This window comes from Arthrobacter sp. B3I9, assembly GCF_030816935.1.
Classification (GTDB): domain Bacteria; phylum Actinomycetota; class Actinomycetes; order Actinomycetales; family Micrococcaceae; genus Arthrobacter.
The window spans coordinates 1449107-1466407 of the sequence record NZ_JAUSYO010000001.1 but is presented as its reverse complement, the minus strand read 5'-3'; the positions used below and the strand labels follow the sequence as shown (position 1 = coordinate 1466407).

General features: G+C 67.7%; 18 protein-coding genes and 1 pseudogene. 10 read left to right on the top strand and 9 right to left on the bottom strand.

Annotated features, from left to right (window positions below):
* Positions 1-17 precede the first annotated feature (17 nt).
* Genes QFZ65_RS06985 through QFZ65_RS06975 form a run of 3 tightly spaced genes read left to right on the top strand, consistent with a single transcriptional unit; the run spans position 18 to position 3237 of the window.
* The gene (locus QFZ65_RS06985) at positions 18-1301 is read left to right on the top strand and encodes a magnesium transporter MgtE N-terminal domain-containing protein (protein ID WP_306909301.1); all 1284 of its coding nucleotides are present in this window, start codon (positions 18-20) and stop codon (positions 1299-1301) included.
* Positions 1282-2031 (top strand): DUF1003 domain-containing protein, encoded by a 750-nt coding sequence (locus QFZ65_RS06980; RefSeq protein ID WP_306909299.1) that lies wholly within the window; start codon positions 1282-1284, stop codon positions 2029-2031. The genes QFZ65_RS06985 and QFZ65_RS06980 overlap by 20 nt, the downstream gene beginning before the upstream one ends.
* A gap of 39 nt (positions 2032-2070) precedes the next feature.
* Positions 2071-3237 (top strand): Mrp/NBP35 family ATP-binding protein, encoded by a 1167-nt coding sequence (locus QFZ65_RS06975; protein WP_306909297.1) that lies wholly within the window; start codon positions 2071-2073, stop codon positions 3235-3237.
* Here QFZ65_RS06975 and QFZ65_RS06970 read toward each other — a convergent pair.
* From QFZ65_RS06970 to sigE, 3 genes are all read right to left on the bottom strand, one after another.
* Entirely contained in the window at positions 3234-3632 is a 399-nt protein-coding gene (locus QFZ65_RS06970) for a twin-arginine translocase TatA/TatE family subunit (RefSeq protein ID WP_306909295.1), read from the bottom strand. The two genes, QFZ65_RS06975 and QFZ65_RS06970, sit on opposite strands and share 4 nt — an antisense overlap.
* A gap of 81 nt (positions 3633-3713) precedes the next feature.
* On the bottom strand, positions 3714-4925 hold the full coding sequence (locus QFZ65_RS06965) for a hypothetical protein (RefSeq protein WP_306909294.1): 1212 nt from the start codon (positions 4923-4925) through the stop codon (positions 3714-3716).
* 107 nt (positions 4926-5032) lie between these two features.
* Positions 5033-5656, bottom strand: coding sequence for an RNA polymerase sigma factor SigE (sigE, locus tag QFZ65_RS06960; protein ID WP_306909292.1), 624 nt, complete (start codon positions 5654-5656; stop codon positions 5033-5035).
* A 275-nt stretch (positions 5657-5931) separates the two neighbouring features.
* Here sigE and QFZ65_RS06955 point away from each other — a divergent pair.
* A pseudogene (locus QFZ65_RS06955) lies at positions 5932-6565 on the top strand (O-methyltransferase).
* Positions 6566-6732: 167 nt separating this feature from the next.
* Here the strand turns inward: QFZ65_RS06955 and QFZ65_RS06950 are convergent.
* The 4 genes from QFZ65_RS06950 to QFZ65_RS06935 form a co-directional block, all read right to left on the bottom strand.
* Positions 6733-6900: a DUF3117 domain-containing protein gene (locus QFZ65_RS06950; RefSeq protein WP_306909290.1), complete on the bottom strand. Its 168-nt coding sequence runs from the start codon at positions 6898-6900 to the stop codon at positions 6733-6735.
* 232 nt (positions 6901-7132) lie between these two features.
* The gene (locus QFZ65_RS06945; protein WP_306912518.1) at positions 7133-8437 is read right to left on the bottom strand and encodes a hypothetical protein; all 1305 of its coding nucleotides are present in this window, start codon (positions 8435-8437) and stop codon (positions 7133-7135) included.
* A 95-nt stretch (positions 8438-8532) separates the two neighbouring features.
* Complete coding sequence (locus QFZ65_RS06940) at positions 8533-8883, bottom strand: DivIVA domain-containing protein (RefSeq protein ID WP_306909287.1); 351 nt, start codon at positions 8881-8883, stop codon at positions 8533-8535.
* Positions 8884-8930: 47 nt separating this feature from the next.
* On the bottom strand, positions 8931-9827 hold the full coding sequence (locus QFZ65_RS06935) for a TIGR00730 family Rossman fold protein (RefSeq protein ID WP_306909285.1): 897 nt from the start codon (positions 9825-9827) through the stop codon (positions 8931-8933).
* A gap of 182 nt (positions 9828-10009) precedes the next feature.
* On the opposite strand from QFZ65_RS06935, the gene QFZ65_RS06930 reads away from it, so the two are divergent.
* From QFZ65_RS06930 to QFZ65_RS06915, 4 genes are all read left to right on the top strand, one after another.
* The gene (locus QFZ65_RS06930) at positions 10010-10765 is read left to right on the top strand and encodes an amino acid ABC transporter ATP-binding protein (protein ID WP_306909283.1); all 756 of its coding nucleotides are present in this window, start codon (positions 10010-10012) and stop codon (positions 10763-10765) included.
* Positions 10766-10827: 62 nt separating this feature from the next.
* On the top strand, positions 10828-11715 hold the full coding sequence (locus QFZ65_RS06925) for a glutamate ABC transporter substrate-binding protein (protein WP_306909279.1): 888 nt from the start codon (positions 10828-10830) through the stop codon (positions 11713-11715).
* 96 nt (positions 11716-11811) lie between these two features.
* Positions 11812-12462, top strand: coding sequence for an amino acid ABC transporter permease (locus QFZ65_RS06920; RefSeq protein ID WP_306909278.1), 651 nt, complete (start codon positions 11812-11814; stop codon positions 12460-12462).
* Positions 12459-13304, top strand: a complete 846-nt coding sequence (locus QFZ65_RS06915; RefSeq protein WP_306909276.1) for an amino acid ABC transporter permease — start codon at positions 12459-12461, stop codon at positions 13302-13304. Before QFZ65_RS06920 ends, QFZ65_RS06915 begins: the two co-directional genes overlap by 4 nt.
* 66 nt (positions 13305-13370) lie before the next feature.
* Here QFZ65_RS06915 and dapE read toward each other — a convergent pair whose 3' ends face one another.
* Positions 13371-14522 carry a succinyl-diaminopimelate desuccinylase gene (dapE, locus tag QFZ65_RS06910; protein ID WP_306909274.1) on the bottom strand — a complete coding sequence of 384 codons (1152 nt, stop codon included), beginning with the start codon at positions 14520-14522 and terminating at the stop codon, positions 13371-13373.
* A 139-nt stretch (positions 14523-14661) separates the two neighbouring features.
* Here dapE and dapD point away from each other — a divergent pair, with 139 nt between their 5' ends.
* Positions 14662-15672 carry a 2,3,4,5-tetrahydropyridine-2,6-dicarboxylate N-succinyltransferase gene (gene dapD / locus QFZ65_RS06905; RefSeq protein ID WP_306909272.1) on the top strand — a complete coding sequence of 337 codons (1011 nt, stop codon included), beginning with the start codon at positions 14662-14664 and terminating at the stop codon, positions 15670-15672.
* Between the two features lie 78 nt (positions 15673-15750).
* Positions 15751-16602 carry a hypothetical protein gene (locus QFZ65_RS06900; RefSeq protein ID WP_373427566.1) on the top strand — a complete coding sequence of 284 codons (852 nt, stop codon included), beginning with the start codon at positions 15751-15753 and terminating at the stop codon, positions 16600-16602.
* Between the two features lie 37 nt (positions 16603-16639).
* On the opposite strand, the gene QFZ65_RS06895 is transcribed toward QFZ65_RS06900, so the two are convergent.
* Positions 16640-17251 (bottom strand): hypothetical protein, encoded by a 612-nt coding sequence (locus QFZ65_RS06895; RefSeq protein WP_306909270.1) that lies wholly within the window; start codon positions 17249-17251, stop codon positions 16640-16642.
* Between the last annotated feature and the right edge of the window lie 50 nt (positions 17252-17301).

Sequence of the window (17301 nt, the reverse complement as noted above, 5' to 3'; positions counted from 1 at the left end):
CTCGGTAGCCTGTACAAGTGAGCACAAATCTGACGCGGGTGTTTGTTGCGCGCCTCCTCGGACTGGACGTCTTCGACCCCCTGGGCGACCGTCTGGGCCGGCTGCGCGATGTTGTCGTGCTCTCCCGCGGCACCCGGGGCGCCCCCCATGTGGTGGGCATCGTCGTCGAGGTGCCCGGGAAGAAACGCGTTTTCGTCCCGATGACCCGCATCACCTCGATCGACCAGACCCAGATCATCTGCACGGGGCTGGTGAACCTGCGCCGTTTCGAACAGCGCGGCGCGGAAACCCTCGTGGTCGCCGAGATGTTCGACCGCCGGGTGACCCTGGCCGACGGCAGCGGGGACGCCACCATCGAGGACATCGCCATGGACCGGCACCGCTCCGGCGACTGGTTCGTCAGCAAGCTCTTCGTCCGCCGCGGCCATTCCCTCTCGCCGCTGAGCCGGCTGCGCCGCAACGAAACCATGATCATCGACTGGGCCGACGCTCGGCAGGGTGCGCGGACGGAACCGCAGGCGGCGACCCAGTTCGTCGCCACGCACGAGGACCTTAAACCGGCCGACTTTGCCGAAGCGCTTCAGGAGATGAGCGACAAGCGCCGCTTCGAGGTCGCCAGCGAGCTCCAGGACGAGCGCCTCGCCGATGTCCTGCAGGAGATGCCCGAGGGCGACCAGGTGGAGATCCTTTCCGCCCTCGACGTCGAGCGTGCCGCGGACGTGCTGGAGGAGATGGATCCGGACGACGCCGCGGACCTCCTCGCCGAGCTTCCCAGCGCGCAGGCCGAGGAACTGCTCCAGCTGATGGAACCCGAAGGCGCCGAGGACGTGCGCCGCCTGCTCGAATACGACGAGGACACCGCCGGCGGCCTGATGACGCCTGTCCCGGTGATCCTGCCCCCCGAGGCGACCGTCGCCGAGGCCCTTGCCCACGTCCGGCGCGAGGAACTCTCCCCGGCCCTCGCGTCCTCCATCTTCATCGCCCGCCCGCCGCTGGAGACCCCCACGGGGCGCTTCCTCGGCGTCGTGCACATCCAGCAGCTGCTGCGCTACCCGCCGCCGGAGCCGCTGGGCAACCTGGTAGACAAGAATCTCGAGCCGGTCTCGGACCAGGCCCACATCAGCGAGGTCGCCCGCACCCTGGCCACCTACAACCTCAACTCGCTCCCCGTGGTCAACGACGACGGCCGGCTCGTCGGGGCGGTGACTGTTGATGACGTGCTTGATCATCTGTTGCCCGACGACTGGCGCGCCCACGAGGACGACGCCCCGATAAGGAAGCTTGGAGGCCGCATTGGCTGATACCGGCACACCACGGAACTCCAGCGTCCGCCCCGGAGCACGCACCACCGGCAGCCTCGACACCCCGCTGAGCGGGCGGCAGCGGATCCTGCCCAAGTTCTACCCCAACCCGGACGCCTTCGGGCAAACCACTGAGGGCTTCGCCCGGTTCATGGGCACGCCGGCGTTCCTCGTCTACATGACCGTGTTCGTGGTCTTCTGGCTGGTCTGGAATACCTTTGCACCGCAGGATTGGCAGTTCGACTCGCAGGCGCTCGGCTACACCCTGCTGACCCTGATGCTGTCCCTCCAGGCCTCCTACGCCGCCCCGTTGCTGCTGCTCGCGCAGAACCGCCAGGATGACCGGGACCGGGTCTCGCTGCAGCAGGACCGGCAGCGGGCGGAACGCAACCTCTCGGACACCGAATACCTGACCCGGGAGCTGGCGTCCCTCCGGATCGCCCTGCGGGAGGTCGCCACCCGCGACTACGTCCGGGCGGAGCTCCGCAGCCTGCTGGAGGACATGCTGGAGGCGCAGGAGGAACTGCGCAGCCATGACCCCTCCGCGGGGGTGCATGAGCCCCAGCGCGAGAAGGTCAAGGACAAACTGAAGGACCGGCGGGACAAGCCACGCAGCCCCCGGACGCAGCAGATCCCCCGGGTCCAGGCCGCTGACAAAGGGCAAGGCCAGCCGGCCGGGCCGGAGACGAACCCGGAGACGTCCGCACACCGAATCCTCCCCGAGAGCTGAGTATCCACGGCATGAGCACCGCAGAATGAGCACGGCAGCATGAGTACGACACAGGGCAGCGCCCCGTTCGATTCCTCCATCGACTCCCCCCTCGCCGCGGCCGTCCAAGCGGCCCTGGCCACCGTGATTGATCCGGAGCTGCGCCGCCCCATCACCGAGCTGGGCATGGTCGAATCCGTGGAGGTCCGGAATGATGGCTCGGTCAGGATTGCGGTGCTTCTGACGATTGCAGGATGCCCGTTGCGGGGCACCATCACCGCGGACTGCGAGGCGGCGATGGCCGCGGTACCGGGGGTCACCGGCGTCGAGGTCGAGTTGAAAGTCATGACCCAGGAACAACGCAACGCACTCAAGGAGCAGTTGCGCGGGCCCGGCGGGCAGCGCGGGATCCCGTTCAACCAGCCGGGCTCACTCACCAAGGTCTACGCCGTGGCGAGCGGCAAAGGCGGCGTGGGGAAATCGTCCGTGACGGTCAACCTCGCCTGTGCCCTGGCTGCCCAGGGGCTGCGCGTCGGCATCGTCGACGCGGATGTGTACGGCTTCTCTGTCCCGGCGCTGATGGGCATCACCCAAGCCCCGACGCCGGTGGATGACATGATCCTGCCGCCGGTGGCCTATGGGGTCAAAGTCATTTCCATCGGCATGTTCGTCAGCGGAAACCAGCCGGTCGCGTGGCGGGGCCCCATGTTGCACCGCGCCCTCGAACAGTTCCTCACGGACGTCTACTTCGGCGACCTCGACGCGCTGTTTTTGGACCTGCCGCCAGGCACCGGCGATATTGCGATTTCCGTGGCCCAGCTGTTGCCCAAGGCCCAGATCCTCGTTGTGACCACGCCGCAGGCCGCTGCCGCGGACGTGGCGGAACGCGCCGGCACCATCGCCACCCAGACCGGCCAGTCCGTGGCCGGCGTGGTGGAGAACATGTCCTATCTCGAGATGCCCGACGGCGGCAGGATGGAGCTGTTCGGCAGCGGCGGCGGGGCGGTGCTCGCCGAACGGCTCTCCGCGACGGTGGGCACCGAGGTACCGCTGCTGGGCCAGATTCCCCTGGACATCCTGCTCCGCGAGGGCGGCGACGCGGGGATTCCGCTGGTGCTGGGACGTCCGGAGACCCCTGCCGGCGCGGCCCTGCTGGAGATCGCCGGAAAGCTTGCCGCGGTGCCCCGCGGGCTCAAGGGCATGTCCCTCGGTCTGCAGCCGCGCTAGGTGGCCTCCGCGTCGAAAGGCGCGGGCTCCCCTTCGGGCAACCGCTCGACGTCGCGGACCGGACGGGGCACGGAGGCAGCAGCCGTGGCGCCGGCCACCGCCGCCACCGCGGCGGGCGATCCGGCGCTGACCGGCTTGGTGTCGTCCTCGAGCAGCGCTTCCCGGATGATCCGCCGCGGATCGTACTGCCGCGGATCGTACTTCTTCCAGTCGACATCATCGATGTCGATGCCGACTTCTTCCTTGATCTGTTCCCGCGCCCCCGAGGCCATCCGGCGGACTTCCTTGACCACGTTGGCAAGCTTCTGGGTGTATTCGGGCAGCCGGCTGGGACCGATCACCAGAAGTCCGATGATCAGCAGAAGGAGAAACTCCGGTCCGTTGATTCCAAGCACTGTAGGAAGATTACCCTCTCCGGTGAAGCAGCGGCGATTCCGCGGTGCCCCCAGCACGCCGGCTGCATGCCAGGCCGCTCGTCATGGCGCCAGGAGCTCCAGCATCCTGCCGAAGCCGCGCTCCAACCGGACCTGGATCCCGGCCCGAGTGGCCTCCGCAGGCGCGCTCCGGGCGTCCGCTTGCGTTTCGGAGTCCTGCGTTTCCGGGCCCTGGGTTGCCGGATCCGGGGTTTCCGGATCCTGAGTTTCCAGAGCCTGAGTTTCCCGGCCCGGCACGGCCGAGGTCCGCACCAGTGCGGCCAGGCCACGGGCGGCCTCGTCCGCGGGCTGGTCCGAGACGTAGGTGAAGGTGCCGGCGGAACCCTGCACGATGGCACGGAAGGGCGGCGCCGGATTGATCCACAGCCCGCCGTTCCCGCCGCCCGGGAGCGCGCCCACGGGGTTGTCGGCGGGCCGGAGTGTCCCGGGCAGGCTCGCGGGCGCGAAACCGTCGGCACCCGCGGAATGGCCGGTCAGCACATTCACCGGAGCGGCAGCGGTTTGCCGGAGTGCTGTCGCCCCCTGGCGCGCGGGCCCGCCCGCGTGCTGCTCGAGGACGGTGGCAAAGTGGCGTCCGTCAGTGAGCCGCAGTTCCACGACGTCTGCCCCGGCCGCCACGCCGCCCCGCGCCCAGACAAGGTGGAAGCCAAGGGCCCTGAGGTCCGGACAGGTCCAGCCCTGCGCGCGCAGGGTTGCAAGTTGCCCGGCGCTGAGCGCGTCGGCGGGAGAGATGTCCGGCTCGCCGGGCATGCTCCAGGCGGGAGCCGGCCCGGCGTCCGGCGTCAGGGCGGCGGCGGAGACACCCAGGTCCTTCTGCAGGAACGCCGTCGATGCTTCCCCGGCCGCCAGCGGCGCTGGGCTTTCTCCCAGCAGGTACGCTGACCCGGCCATCAGGGCCACGGCGGCGGCAGCACCCCCGGCCGTCGCGGCCACAAGCCCCGTTCGCCGGCGGACGCCGCCGCGGACCGGTCCCCATGGCTGCCCGCCGGCGGGAAGCGCTCCGTGCAGGGCCGAGGGCGCAACTGAATCCGGGTGCCCTGCCGCGGGTGGGTGGCCTGCCGAGGGCGCATGTCCCGGCACTGGGTCCGCCGCGCGGGCCAGTTCGCCGGTCCGGGCCAGCAGCCGCGCGGTCAGGTCGTCACTGGCGGCGGGGACGGCGGCACGGCGCAGCCGTTCCAGGTATTGCTGCTCCCGGCGCTCCCGCAGCCTGCATTCGTCGCAGACTTGTTGGTGCTTCCGGCTCCAGGGGGTCACGCGGAAAACCTGTCCGGCGCGGTTGCTGCTGCGCCGGCGCCTGGCTCGCCTGGAGTAGCCGCAAGGGCAACCGCCCAGCAGTCGTTTCAGCAGCTTCATTGACCCGTTCAGAGCAGGCCGGCGATGCGCGGCAGCTTGAGCCGCGGCGCGAGGGTCTGCTTCGGCCGGGGGTCACGGTGCGCGAGCTTTTCCCGGAGCATGGTCCGGCCGCGGTGGATCCGGGACCGCACTGTTCCCAGCTTGACGCCCAGAGCCACGGCCACCTCGTCGTAGGACAAGCCTTCGAGGTCGCACAGCACGACGGCGGCACGGAAGTCCGGGGGCAGTTCCTCCAGTGCGGCCTGCACGTCGAGGTCGAGGTTGTTGAATTCAAAGCTTTGTTCGGGGCCCGGTTCGCGGCCGGGCAGCCGGGACTCGGCGTCCTCGGCGAGCGCGTCGAAGCGGATGCGGCTCTTACGCCGGGCCTGGTCCAGGAAGAGGTTTGTGGTAATCCGGTGCAACCAGCCATCCAACGTGCCCGGCTTGAAGTTTTCGAGCGAGCGGAAGACGCGGACGAACACCTCCTGGGTGAGGTCCTCGGCGTCGTACTTGTTGCCGGTGAGCCGGTACGCGAGCCGGTAGACCTTGGCGGAGTGGTTGGTCACCACTTCCTCCCACGTCGGCCGGACCCACTCGCTTTCCGTGGCGGGCCTGGACTCTTCAGCTGCAGGGACTACTGCCTGAAACGACATCGTCCGCTCCCCTCGTGGATGACACTTCGCCGTGGACGGTGCTTGCGGGTGCAAACTCCTGCCCCTTATTCGGCGCCGAACACCACGCGGATGAACGGATTCCCATCATTTCAAAGCAAGCTGGGAATTCCCTGACGCCCGGACGTTCTTCCGCCAACGGCAGAAACGGGTTTGGGCTGCCGATCCGGACAGGCGGAGGCGCCTCCCGGCCCTGCCCCGCCGGACGCAGTAGGCTGTAAAGAACACTCCCCCTGCCGCCCAGAAAGCGAAAACCCATGAGCGCCGATAAATCCACGAGCTGGTCCTACGCAGAAGATCTGCCTGCCGAGGATGAGGTCCTGATTCATGCGCGGGAACGGTCCTTCGAGCTCGGCGTCACGCCCGTCGGCCCCGGGGTCGGAGCGGTGCTGACCGTGCTGGCTGCCGCTTCGAAGGCGCAGACGGCGGTGGAGATCGGCACCGGAGCCGGCGTCTCGGGCGTGTGCATCCTCCGCGGCCTGGGCCCGAACGCCGTTCTCACCACCATCGACGTCGACGTCGAACACCTCAGGGCGGCCCGGGAAGCCTTCCAGGAAGCAGGCAGCCCGGCCAACCGGACCCGGACGATTTCGGGCCGGGCCGGTGACGTCCTTCCGCGGCTGACCGACGGTGCCTACGACTTGGTCTTCATCGATGCCGACAAACCGAACTACCCCGGCTACGTCGAACAGGCCATCCGCCTGCTCAAGCGCGGCGGGCTGCTGGTGCTCAACGACGCCCTGGACAAGGACCGCGTCGCCAATCCCGCCGGCGCGGGACGCCACCACGACGGTGCTGCGGCAGGTGGGCAAGTCCATCCGTGACGATGACCGGCTCCACTCGGCCATGTTGCCGACCGGCGACGGCCTGCTGATCGCCGTCAAGAAGTAGCCGGCGGGCCGCCCTCCGGCCGCCGCCTTCCGCTGCGGCCGGACCGGCGCAGCAGTCGAGACGAGCCCAGCGAACAGATGAGCTGAGCCAACAGAAAAAGGGCGGAACCTGCAGTCAATGACTGCCGGCCCGCCCTCTCGAACTAGTCGTGGAGCTGTCCGGAACAACTACTCCGTAGCGCCGACGAGGCATTCCTTCAGGTTCGTGGCTTCGGCGGAATTCAACTCAACGACGAGCCGTCCTCCACCTTCGAGCGGGACCCGCATGATCAGGCTCCGTCCCTCTTTGGTCACTTCCATCGGTCCGTCGCCGGTGCGTGGTTTCATAGCCGCCATAAGGAATATCCCCTCCATTAGTCCTGTGACTTAGCAGCCCGGCCGGGCTGCGTCCGCTTAGTCAATCAAGCCGCCCGGCGGCCGTGATGGAAGCCATCATGGCCATGAACTCAGTGTGCTTCTTGCCCTTGCTTACCACCTATTATCGCGTAACTACGCGCCCGTAGCTAATCGTTGGACTTTCCTCCCCGCCGCGCAGAACCGGCGCGGGGCCGCGGAAAGGTGTTCGCGGTCACGGCGGATAGTCGCCACCGCCGGGCAGGGGCGCCCAGGCCCACAGCCACACGATCCAGACGATCTGCAGCAGCAGGAACATCAGGACCACCGTGCCGCGGTAGGCACGGGACCGCGAGACCAGCGCGGCGCTGAGGGCCAGCGGAAAGAGCGGGAGCAGCATCCGGAAGGTGCTGGTTTGGGGATGCAGGAAGACCAGCAGGTAGCCCAGGTAGCAGCTGCACCACAGCCGCAACTCGGTGCCCAGGGCGGCCACGGGCCGGGACATCATGAGCAGGGCGAAGAGCGCAACGAAAACGAAGGGCGCCAGCACTCCGAGAGTGGGCCCGAAAAGCATGACGCCGGTGTCAAACCACGGCCGGAACGGGACGAGGTCGTGTCCCCGCCAGACAGTCTCGGTCTTGGTGTAGGCCTGCAGGTCGCCCGTGATTGCCCATGCGATGGCCGGCCAGAGCAGGGCGCCGATCCCGCTGACCGCGGTCAGGCCCGCGAGGGACCAGAGTTCGGCGCCGCTGGAGGGCGCCGCGCTCCCCGGCGCGGGGGCGGCGCTCCCCGGCGCGGGGGCGGCATGCAGGGTCCGATGGCCCTCGCCGGTTCCTTCCCCGCGGCGGCGTTCCGCGCGCCGTTGCCAAAGGCGGTAGAGCAGCAGCAGCCCCGCCATCGCCGCGAACGGCACCCCGGTAGGGCGTGAGAGGCACATAAGGACGACGACGGGCATTGCGGACAGATACCGGCGCTGCACCACGAGCAGCAGGGCCCCGGCCAGCAGCAGGAGATTCAGGGACTCGGCGTAGGGCACCTGCAGGACCGCCGACACCGGGAAGGTGGAGAAGAACAGCGTCCCCCACAGGGCCGTGCCATGGGTGGCCTTGAGCCTGAACAGACCATAGACCACCAGCGCTGCGCCGAGGCCGCAGACGGACGCAATCAGCGTCAGGGCGACGGCAGGGTGCATTCCGGTCACGCCCGCGAGTACCCGGCCCAGCGTCGGAAACAATGGGTAGAAGGCCCAGGCGTTTTCCTGCACGGCGCCCGACACATCCGTTGGCAGGACGTCAGGATAGCCATTCTGCAGGGCTTCCCCATACCACCGCGCGTCCCAGATATTGATGAAGGACCAGTAGTCGGGCCGCGCGGGGAACCAGGGGTTGACGCCCTGGTGCAGTGCGGCCGCCATGAAAATCCACGCGCTTGCGAGCCGGGCGGCGACGTACAGCCCGCTCACCTGAACCCACCACGGCCACCCGGACACCTGCCCGCCGGCGGAAGCCAGGCGGCCCTTAAGGGCTGCGGTCCGGGCCACCCGTCCTGCGGCTCCGCCGTGGCGTTGCGGACCGGCCGCCGCCGCGGCCGGTGGCGTGTCCGCCGGAGCGTTAACCGGCGGATGCGCCGGGTCGTTCACCGGGCCTGCCCTGCGGCGTGGCGCAAGCGTCCCACTTCCGCTCCGAGGTCAGCGATCTTCTTGTCCTTGGCCGCGAGCTGGTCCCGCAGCTCGTCCAAAACCTGGTCCACCTGGTCCATGCGGTATCCCCGCAGCCCGACGGCGAAACGAAGATGGTCAATGTCGGACGGCGCGGGGTCCTCCGGGAGGAGCACCGGGGGCAGGGACGCCACCGGCTCGTCAAGGCCGTCGTCGAACGGCATGGCGCCCGGCGCGTCGCGGCGGAAAACTTTCGACGCGACGCCGGTGCCGAGCAGGACGGCGACGCCGATCAGGATGATCGCCAGGAAAATCAGGAAAAAGCTCACTCCTCCATCGTGCCAGAAGCCGGCCGCGGGGCTGCTCCCCGGGCGGCTCAGCCGAGTGGGCCGCGTCCGCTGCCGTTGACCGTTCCGTTGCCGTTGTGGCCGTGGCCATGGCCGTTGGCGTTGCCGTTGCCGTTCGGATTCCGGTGCCGCGCCGCACCTTCCACGATCAGCTCCACAGCGAGCGCCGGATCGTCCACCACGTGGATCAGATCGAGATCCTCCTCCGACATCATGCCTTCGGCAACCAGCGTGCCCTCAATCCACTCCACCATCGGGCTCCAGAAAGCCGTACCGAGCAGCACGATCGGGAAGGAGGTCACCTTCCGGGTCTGGACCAGGACCATGGCCTCGAAGAGCTCGTCGAGGGTCCCCAGGCCGCCCGGCAGCACAATGAAGCCCTGAGCGTACTTAACGAACATGGTCTTGCGGGCGAAGAAGTAGCGGAAGTTGATGCCCAGGTCCACCCACTGGTTCATGCCCTGCTCGAAAGGCAGCTCGATGCCCAAGCCCACGGACACGCCATTTCCCTGCACGGCGCCCTTGTTCGCAGCCTCCATCGAGCCCGGGCCGCCGCCGGTGATCACGGCAAGCCCGGCCTCGGCCAGCTTCCGGCCCACCTCGACGGCGAGCTCGTAGTACGGGCTGCCCGGGACGGTCCGGGCCGAGCCGAAGACGCTGACGGCCGAGCCCAGGTCGGCCAGGGCGCCGAAGCCCTCTACGAATTCGCTCTGGATCCGCAGCACGCGCCAGGGGTCGGTGTGCACGAACTGTCCCGGGCCCTTGGTATCGAGAAGGGTCTGGTCGGACATCGTGACCTTGGCCTGTTTCCGCCGCAGCTCCAGCGGGCCCTTGTGGCGGATGCCGTTGACCGGCGCATCACGCCGTTCGGTGGGCCGCTGCTCGCTGGCGTCTGGGGCGGGGCTCTGCTTTGGATCGATACTCATGTGCAAAGGGTAGACCCATTACCTTGCGATCCTCTGTAGTGCGGGCGGCCTTTCCGGCGGCGGGCGCCCCCGATGCAGGGCCCGCAGCAGGCATGCTGACGTGCAGGTATCTCTTGAATCACGATCTCAGGGAACAGGGGCTGATTGCGGCCAAATGCCATGATGTTCGCTAGATTACACCTATGACTACTCAAGTGCCCGGCGATGCGCTCGTCTCCCTGAATGCCGTAAACAAGCATTACGGCCAGCTGCACGTCCTGAAGGACATCAACCTGAACGTCCGCAAGGGCGAGGTTGTCGTTGTCATCGGGCCGTCGGGGTCCGGTAAGTCGACGCTCTGCCGCGCCATAAACCGGCTCGAGACCATCGACGACGGCGTCATCCAAATCGACGGAAAAGTGCTGCCCGAAGAGGGCAAGGAACTGGCCAAGCTGCGCGCCGACGTGGGCATGGTTTTCCAGTCGTTCAACCTTTTCGCGCACAAAACCATCCTGGAGAACGTCACGCTCGGACCCATCAAGGTCAAGGGAGTCTCCAAAGCCGAGGCGGAGAGGGAGGCAATGGCCCTGCTGGAACGCGTCGGCGTGGGCCACCAGGCCCCCAAGCTTCCCGCCCAGCTGTCCGGTGGCCAGCAGCAGCGTGTTGCCATCGCCCGGGCCCTTGCCATGAAGCCGAAGGTCATGCTCTTCGATGAGCCCACGTCCGCGCTGGACCCGGAGATGATCAACGAGGTTCTGGACGTCATGATCCAGCTGGCCAAGGAAGGCATGACCATGATCGTGGTCACCCACGAGATGGGCTTCGCCCGAAAGGCCGCGGACCGTGTGGTCTTCATGGCCGACGGCCAGATCGTGGAAGACGCGAAGCCCGAGGAGTTCTTCACCAATCCGCAGAGCAGCCGGGCCAAGGACTTCCTGTCCAAGCTCCTGACCCACTGACCTGCCACCCTCAGAGTTCGCACCCAGGCCGTCCCCGGCGGCCGCCCAATGAAAGGAATGTCATGAAGGCATTTTTCACCCGGAGGCAATCCCTCCTGGTAGCAGCATCCGCAGCCCTGGCGCTGTCCCTCAGCGCATGTGGTGGCAGCGGTACCGGCACCACGAGCAACCCGACCGTCGCCGAGAAGCCTTCGTTCGCTGCCGGAAGCACCATGGCAAAGCTCTCCTCCGCGGGAACCATCAAGATCGGTACCAAGTACGACCAGCCGCTGTTCGGCCAGGTCGGCCTCGACGGCAAGCCGGTCGGCTTCGACGTCGAGATGGGTAAGCTCATCGCCGCCAAGCTCGGAATCCCTGCCGACAAGATCGAATGGTCCGAGACCGTTTCCGCAAACCGCGAACCGTTCATCGAACAGGGCAAGGTTGACCTTGTCATCGCCACCTACACCATCAACGACAAGCGCAAGCAGGTTGTCAGCTTCGCCGGACCGTACTACGAGGCCGGCCAGGCACTGATGGTCAACAAGGACAACACCTCCATCACCAAGCCGGAGGACGTCAAGGGCAAGAAGGTCTGCTCCGTGACCGGTTCCACCCCCGCTGCCACGATCGTTGAGAAGTACCAGGCAGAGCTCGTTCCGGCCGCCACCTACTCGGCGTGCCTTGAACCGCTCCGCAACAAGCAGGTTGAGGCCGTCACCACCGACAACGTGATCCTGGCCGGTTTCGTGGACAAGGAGCCCGATGCCTTCAAGCTGGCCTCGGACGAGACGTTCACCAAGGAGCCCTACGGCATCGGCCTGAAGAAGGACGACACCGAGTTCCGTAACTGGATCAACGACCAGCTGGAAAGCTTCGCCAAGGACGGCTCCTACAAGAAGGCCTGGGAAGCCACCGCGGGCTCGGTCATCAAGACCGCCCCGGACCTTCCTGCCATCGTCCGTTACTAGCTAACGTCAGGCGGTTGCCGGGGTCCGCTCGCCGCGGCTCCGGCAACCGCCGCTCCCATTTTCGCTCCAGTCCACGACACCCAGCCGAAGGATCCTATGGACGCCGTCATCGAAAGCCTGCCACTCTACTGGAACGGCTTTCTCCGAACCCTTTTCCTGTCTGCCGTGTCTGGAGTGATCGCCCTGCTGCTCGGGACGTTGCTCGCCGCCGCCAGGGTCTCCCCCGTCGCAGCCCTCCGCGGCTTCAGCATGACCTACGTGGAAATCCTGAGGAACACGCCCCTCACCATCGCCTTCTTCTTTGCAGCGATCGTGCTGCCGCGCATCGGGGTGAAGTTCGAGCAGTTCGAGGTCGCGGCCATCATCGCGCTCAGCGCGTACACCGCAGCCTTCATCGCTGAAGCTGTCCGCTCGGGCGTCAACAGCGTTCCGGTGGGCCAGGCCGAGGCCGCCCGCAGCATCGGCATGAAGTTCAGCCAGGTGCTGTCGCTGATCATCCTGCCGCAGGCCCTCCGGACCGTCATTCCACCGCTGATCAACATCCTGATAGCCCTCGTCAAGAACTCTTCGGTTGCCGGTGCCTTCTTCGTCCTCGAGCTGTTCGGCTACGGCAGGCAGCTCGCGAACGCCAACGGCGACCAGGTCATGGCAGTCCTGCTGGGCGTTGCCTTCTTCTACTTGCTGATCACCGTCCCGCTCGGCATCCTCGCCAGCACGGTGGAACGAAAGGTGGCGATCGCCCGATGAGCTCCGTCCTCTATGACGTCCCGGGGCCCAAGGCCCGCCGTGTTTCCGTGATCGGCTCCGTCGTCGGCTCGCTGCTGATCCTGGGCCTGCTGGCGTGGATCATCAGCACACTGGCACAGCAAGGCATCTTCGAAGGACGCCGCTGGGCCATCTTCACCCGGGCTGACGTGTGGACGCTCCTCGGCAACGGCATCGGTGCCACCCTCAGCGCGGCCGCCGTCGCCGCCGTGATCGCCTTCCCGCTGGGCCTGATGCTCTGCCTCCTGCGGATTTCCGACCTGGCCGCCATCCGGATTCCGACGCGGATCGTGCTGGAATTCCTCCGCGGCATGCCTGTGGTCCTGATGATGCTCTTTGTCCTGCTCGTCTTCGGCACCAACCAGTTCATCGCCGTCGTCGCGGGCCTCGTGCTGTACAACAGCGCGGTGTTCGCCGAAATCATCCGGGCCGGCATCCAGTCCCTGCCCAAGGGCCAGCGCGAAGCCGGCCTGACGGTGGGCCTGACCAGCTTCCAGTCCCGCATGATCATCGAGCTTCCCCAGGCCATCCGCCGGATGATGCCGTCCCTGGTGGCCCAGCTCGTGGTGCTGCTGAAGGACACCTCGCTCGGCTACATCGTTGCCTACGGTGAACTGCTCCGGGCGGTGCAGGTCATGGCCGACTTCCTGGGTACCCAGTACCTCTTCCCCATCTTCTTCGTGGCTGCGGCCATCTACATTGCAATCAACCTCTGCGTCTCCCGCATCGCCGTGTGGATCGAGCGCCGCGGGTCCAAGAAGGCCGCGGGCGGCGTGGCCAAGGCTGAACCGGCTGTCGAGGAGGCGGCCGCCACCAAGCCGTAGCCGGCAACACTGACTGCACAAAAAGGCCCGGATCCGTGAGGATCCGGGCCTTCTGCGTGGAGCAGCCTATGCCGAAAGCCAGCTCCGGAGCGCGCGGAGGCATTCGCGGATCGCGTCCGCCTCCACGTGCTCGTTGTCCTTGTGGGCCAGCAGCGCGTCCCCGGGGCCGAAGTTCACGGCCGGGATGCCCAGCTCACTGAAGCGGGCGACGTCGGTCCAGCCGTATTTCGGCTTGGGTTCGGCCCCCACGGCGGCAACGAAGGACGCGGCAGCCGGATGCTTCAGTCCGGGACGCGCCCCGGCAGCGCTGTCGGTACGGACGACGTCGAACCCCTCGAGCAGTTCACGCACATGGCGTTCCGCGTCATCCGGGGTCTTGTCCGGGGCGAAGCGGTAGTTGATCTCGACGACGCAGCGGTCCGGAATGACGTTGCCGGCGGTGCCGCCGTTGATCTTCACGGCGTTCAGGCTTTCCCTGAAGTCCAGTCCGTCCACGTTGACGGTCTTCGGCTCGTAGGCCGCCAGCCGGGCCAGGATCGGCGCCGCGGCGTGGATCGCATTGCTGCCCATCCACGCGCGCGCCGAGTGGGCGGCTTCACCGCGGGTGGTGGCCTCGAAGCGGCTGGTGCCGTTGCAGCCGCCCTCCACCGTTCCGGCCGTGGGCTCGAGCAGTATCGCGAACTCCCCGGCGAGAAGTTCGCCGTGGTTGCGGACCAGCCGGCCGAGCCCGCTCTTCACGGCCTCGACTTCCTCATGGTCATAGAAAACGAACGTGACGTCCCGGGCCGGTTCCGCGCCGTCGTCGAACAGGCTGGCCGCGAGCGCCAGCTGCACCGCGACGCCGCCCTTCATGTCGGTGGCACCCCGGCCGTAGAGGATGCCCTCGCCCGGTGCCCCGGAGGGCCAGTAGGACGGCACGGTGCCCAGGGAACCCTCCGTGCCGGGCAGCGGAACGGTGTCCAGGTGCCCTGCGAGGATCACGCGCTCGGCGCGGCCGAGGTTGGTGCGGGCGATGATCGCGTCACCGTCCCGGACCAGGTCAAGCTGCGGTACTGCGCGGAGGGCATGCTCCACGGCGTCCGCCAGCGGCGTTTCGTTGCCGGACACGCTCTCGATGTCGATAAGGGCGGCGGTCAGCAGGGCAACGTCCTGACGGAGGTCAAGGCGGACGGGAGCAGGCGGACGGGAGGCGGGGGCGGTGGATTCCGGGGCAGTCACGGTTCCACTGTATCCGCTGCCTCTCCCCACCTGACTGGCACTTGACGCCGTTTTGACGCTCCAAAACGCCGTCACCTGCCAGCCGGTTGGGCCGTCACGGGTTTCGGGGAGCGCGGGCGCCGTCTATAGACTTGGAGGCATGACTGAAACCGCTTCTTCCGCTGTGCCCGCTGACACCCGCTCCGCCTATGGCTACGGCGTCGCCACCATCTCCACTGTCAACGGCGAATCCACCGTGCTGGACGTCTGGTTCCCGGCGCCGGCCCTCGGAACTGCGACGGAGCACCTCCGCGATGCGGCCAACGCGGACCAGTCGCTGCTAGACATCGCCGAAACCGGGGCCGACGCGGACCGGGGCACCGAGCAGAAGGTCGTGTTCGTCCAGGTCAACCTCGACGAGGCCCCGGCGGACACGGCGGACGCCTACCTGCGCCTGCACCTGCTCTCCCACCGGCTGGTCCAGCCCAACAGCATCAACCTTGACGGCATCTTCGGCAAACTTCCCAATGTCGTCTGGACCAACTTCGGCCCGGCCGCTGTGGAGGGCTTCGAACTGACGCGAGCACGGCTGCGCAAGCGCGGTGCCGTGACGGTGTACGGCGTGGACAAGTTCCCGCGGATGGTCGACTACGTCATCCCCTCCGGCGTCCGGATTGCCGACGCCGACAGGGTCCGGCTCGGCGCCCACCTGGCGGAGGGGACCACGGTCATGCATGAGGGGTTCGTGAACTTCAACGCCGGCACCCTCGGCACCTCCATGGTCGAAGGCCGGATCTCGGCCGGTGTCGTCACCGGTGACGGGACCGACGTCGGCGGCGGCGCCTCCATCATGGGGACCCTCTCCGGCGGCGGCAAGGAAAAGATCTCCCTGGGCGAGCGGGTCCTGCTGGGCGCCAACTCCGGTGTGGGCATCAGCATCGGCGATGACTCGGTCGTCGAGGCCGGACTGTATGTCACCGCCGGCACCCGCGTCCGCCTCGTCGGGACCACGGATGCCGGCGGAGAGGACAGCAGCCAGGTCGTCAAAGCCATCGAGCTCTCGGGAGTTCCCAACCTGCTGTTCCGCCGCAATTCGTCCACCGGCGAAGTCGAGGTCCTTCCGCGGAAGGGGCAGACGGTGGTGCTCAACGAGGCCCTCCACGCCAACTAGGACACCGCAACACGCACGGCGTCAGCAGAGCCTTCAGCAGATTTGACCGGCCCCGGCAGGGCCCAAGGGAGTAGTTTCGTGGCACGCAGAGGCAGCTGGCGGCGTCGGGCTGTGCTGCTGCTGATCCTGGCCATGGTTGCCGGGGCCGTCTACACGGCGGTGGCGTTCCTGCAGCGTTCCGAGACCCTGGTCACCGAACGGTGCACGGCGGCGGGTTCCGGAAGCGCCGAACTTGCCACCGACCAGGCAGCGAATGCGGGGCTGATCGCCGCCGTCGCCGTCCGCCGCGGACTCCCGGCCCGGGCTGCCAGCATCGCGCTGGCCACCGCGATGCAGGAATCCAAGCTGCGGAACATCGGCCACGGGGACCAGGCCGGTCCGGACTCCCGTGGCCTGTTCCAGCAGCGTCCGTCGCAGGGATGGGGCACCACGGAGCAGGTGATGGACCCGTACTACGCCACCAACGCCTTTTACAACGCACTGGTGAAGGTCTCCGGCTACCAGTCGCTGGACATCGCCGACGCCGCGCAGCGGGTCCAGCGCTCAGCGTTTCCCGGGGCGTATGCCCAGCACGAGGTGATGGCCCGCGCTTTCGCCTCCGCTTTGACCGGCCAGACTCCCGCGGGGCTGGAATGTACGCTGCGTGCCCCCGATGAGGCCGGCGACCCGGCGGCCGTGCAGGAGCGCCTGTCGGCGTCCTTCGGGAACGTTCCGGCCTCCGCCGAGGGCCGGGTGCTGCAGATCGAGGCCGACGGACCGCTGGCGTGGGCGGTGGCGCAGTGGGCGGTATGCAACGCCAAGGCCCTCTCCATCACGGAGGTCGGCACCGGCGGCCAGAGCTGGACCCGCGAGACCCACGACGGCTGGAAGGCTTCCGACGCGCCTGCCGGCCAGGTCCGCATCACAGTGGCCGAGGCCCCGCGGCAGTAGCCGGCGCCGCAGGCGGAGAACCAGCCGCGGACCGGTTCTAGACCAGCAGGTCCACCACGGGCTGGACGTAGCTGCGGAACAGTTCCTGATCAGACGTCAGCTCGTGGCTCATGAAGATCTTGTCCGGTTCGACGTACCAGGCCCTCTGTTCGGCCAGCGGAAGCTCAATGATGGTCAGGTTGAAGGGATTGGCGTCGCGGCCGACCTCCAGCAGCTTGTCGTCCACCATGTCGGCCAGGAGCTGCACGCCGCCGGCGGCTTCCCGCTCCGCCTCGAGCGCGGCATACTCGCTCCGGCGTTCCCGGGCCCAGGACAACGCGGCGCCGAAATGCGCCTGCAGCACGCGCCGCAGGGCCGGGGAATTGCTGAAGGCACGGAAACCAGGCGGCCCCAGCGTGGGCGACATCTCCGGATGCGCTTTGAGGAGTTGCTCCCACCACGCCTCCCACTCCGTCCTGAGGGCGCTGGCTCCGCCCACGTCGGCGATGAGGTGGGCGTGGTCGGACGGACGGATCTTGGGTGCCACGTGGCACAGTGCGGGGTGCCCTACGCCGTCGAGGCCGGCCACGTCACGGATGTACAGGGCAATGAGCATCGGACCAGAGGTGTCCATGGTGATCCGCCAGCCAGGTCCGCCGGTCTCTTGCATCCATTGCCTCCCTTGCCGCCTCGCGGGTTCCCTTACCGGGTGCCACCCTT

Coding starts and splice junctions, on each gene's coding strand:
- dapD (WP_306909272.1), top strand. CDS start 14,662: ATGACTGAAACCGCTTCTTCCGCTGTGCCCGCTGACACCCGCTCCGCC.
- QFZ65_RS06925 (WP_306909279.1), top strand. CDS start 10,828: ATGAAGGCATTTTTCACCCGGAGGCAATCCCTCCTGGTAGCAGCATCC.
- QFZ65_RS06920 (WP_306909278.1), top strand. CDS start 11,812: ATGGACGCCGTCATCGAAAGCCTGCCACTCTACTGGAACGGCTTTCTC.
- QFZ65_RS06975 (WP_306909297.1), top strand. CDS start 2,071: ATGAGTACGACACAGGGCAGCGCCCCGTTCGATTCCTCCATCGACTCC.
- QFZ65_RS06950 (WP_306909290.1), bottom strand. CDS start 6,900: ATGGCGGCTATGAAACCACGCACCGGCGACGGACCGATGGAAGTGACC.
- QFZ65_RS06930 (WP_306909283.1), top strand. CDS start 10,010: ATGACTACTCAAGTGCCCGGCGATGCGCTCGTCTCCCTGAATGCCGTA.
- QFZ65_RS06895 (WP_306909270.1), bottom strand. CDS start 17,251: ATGCAAGAGACCGGCGGACCTGGCTGGCGGATCACCATGGACACCTCT.
- QFZ65_RS06935 (WP_306909285.1), bottom strand. CDS start 9,827: ATGAGTATCGATCCAAAGCAGAGCCCCGCCCCAGACGCCAGCGAGCAG.
- sigE (WP_306909292.1), bottom strand. CDS start 5,656: ATGTCGTTTCAGGCAGTAGTCCCTGCAGCTGAAGAGTCCAGGCCCGCC.
- QFZ65_RS06915 (WP_306909276.1), top strand. CDS start 12,459: ATGAGCTCCGTCCTCTATGACGTCCCGGGGCCCAAGGCCCGCCGTGTT.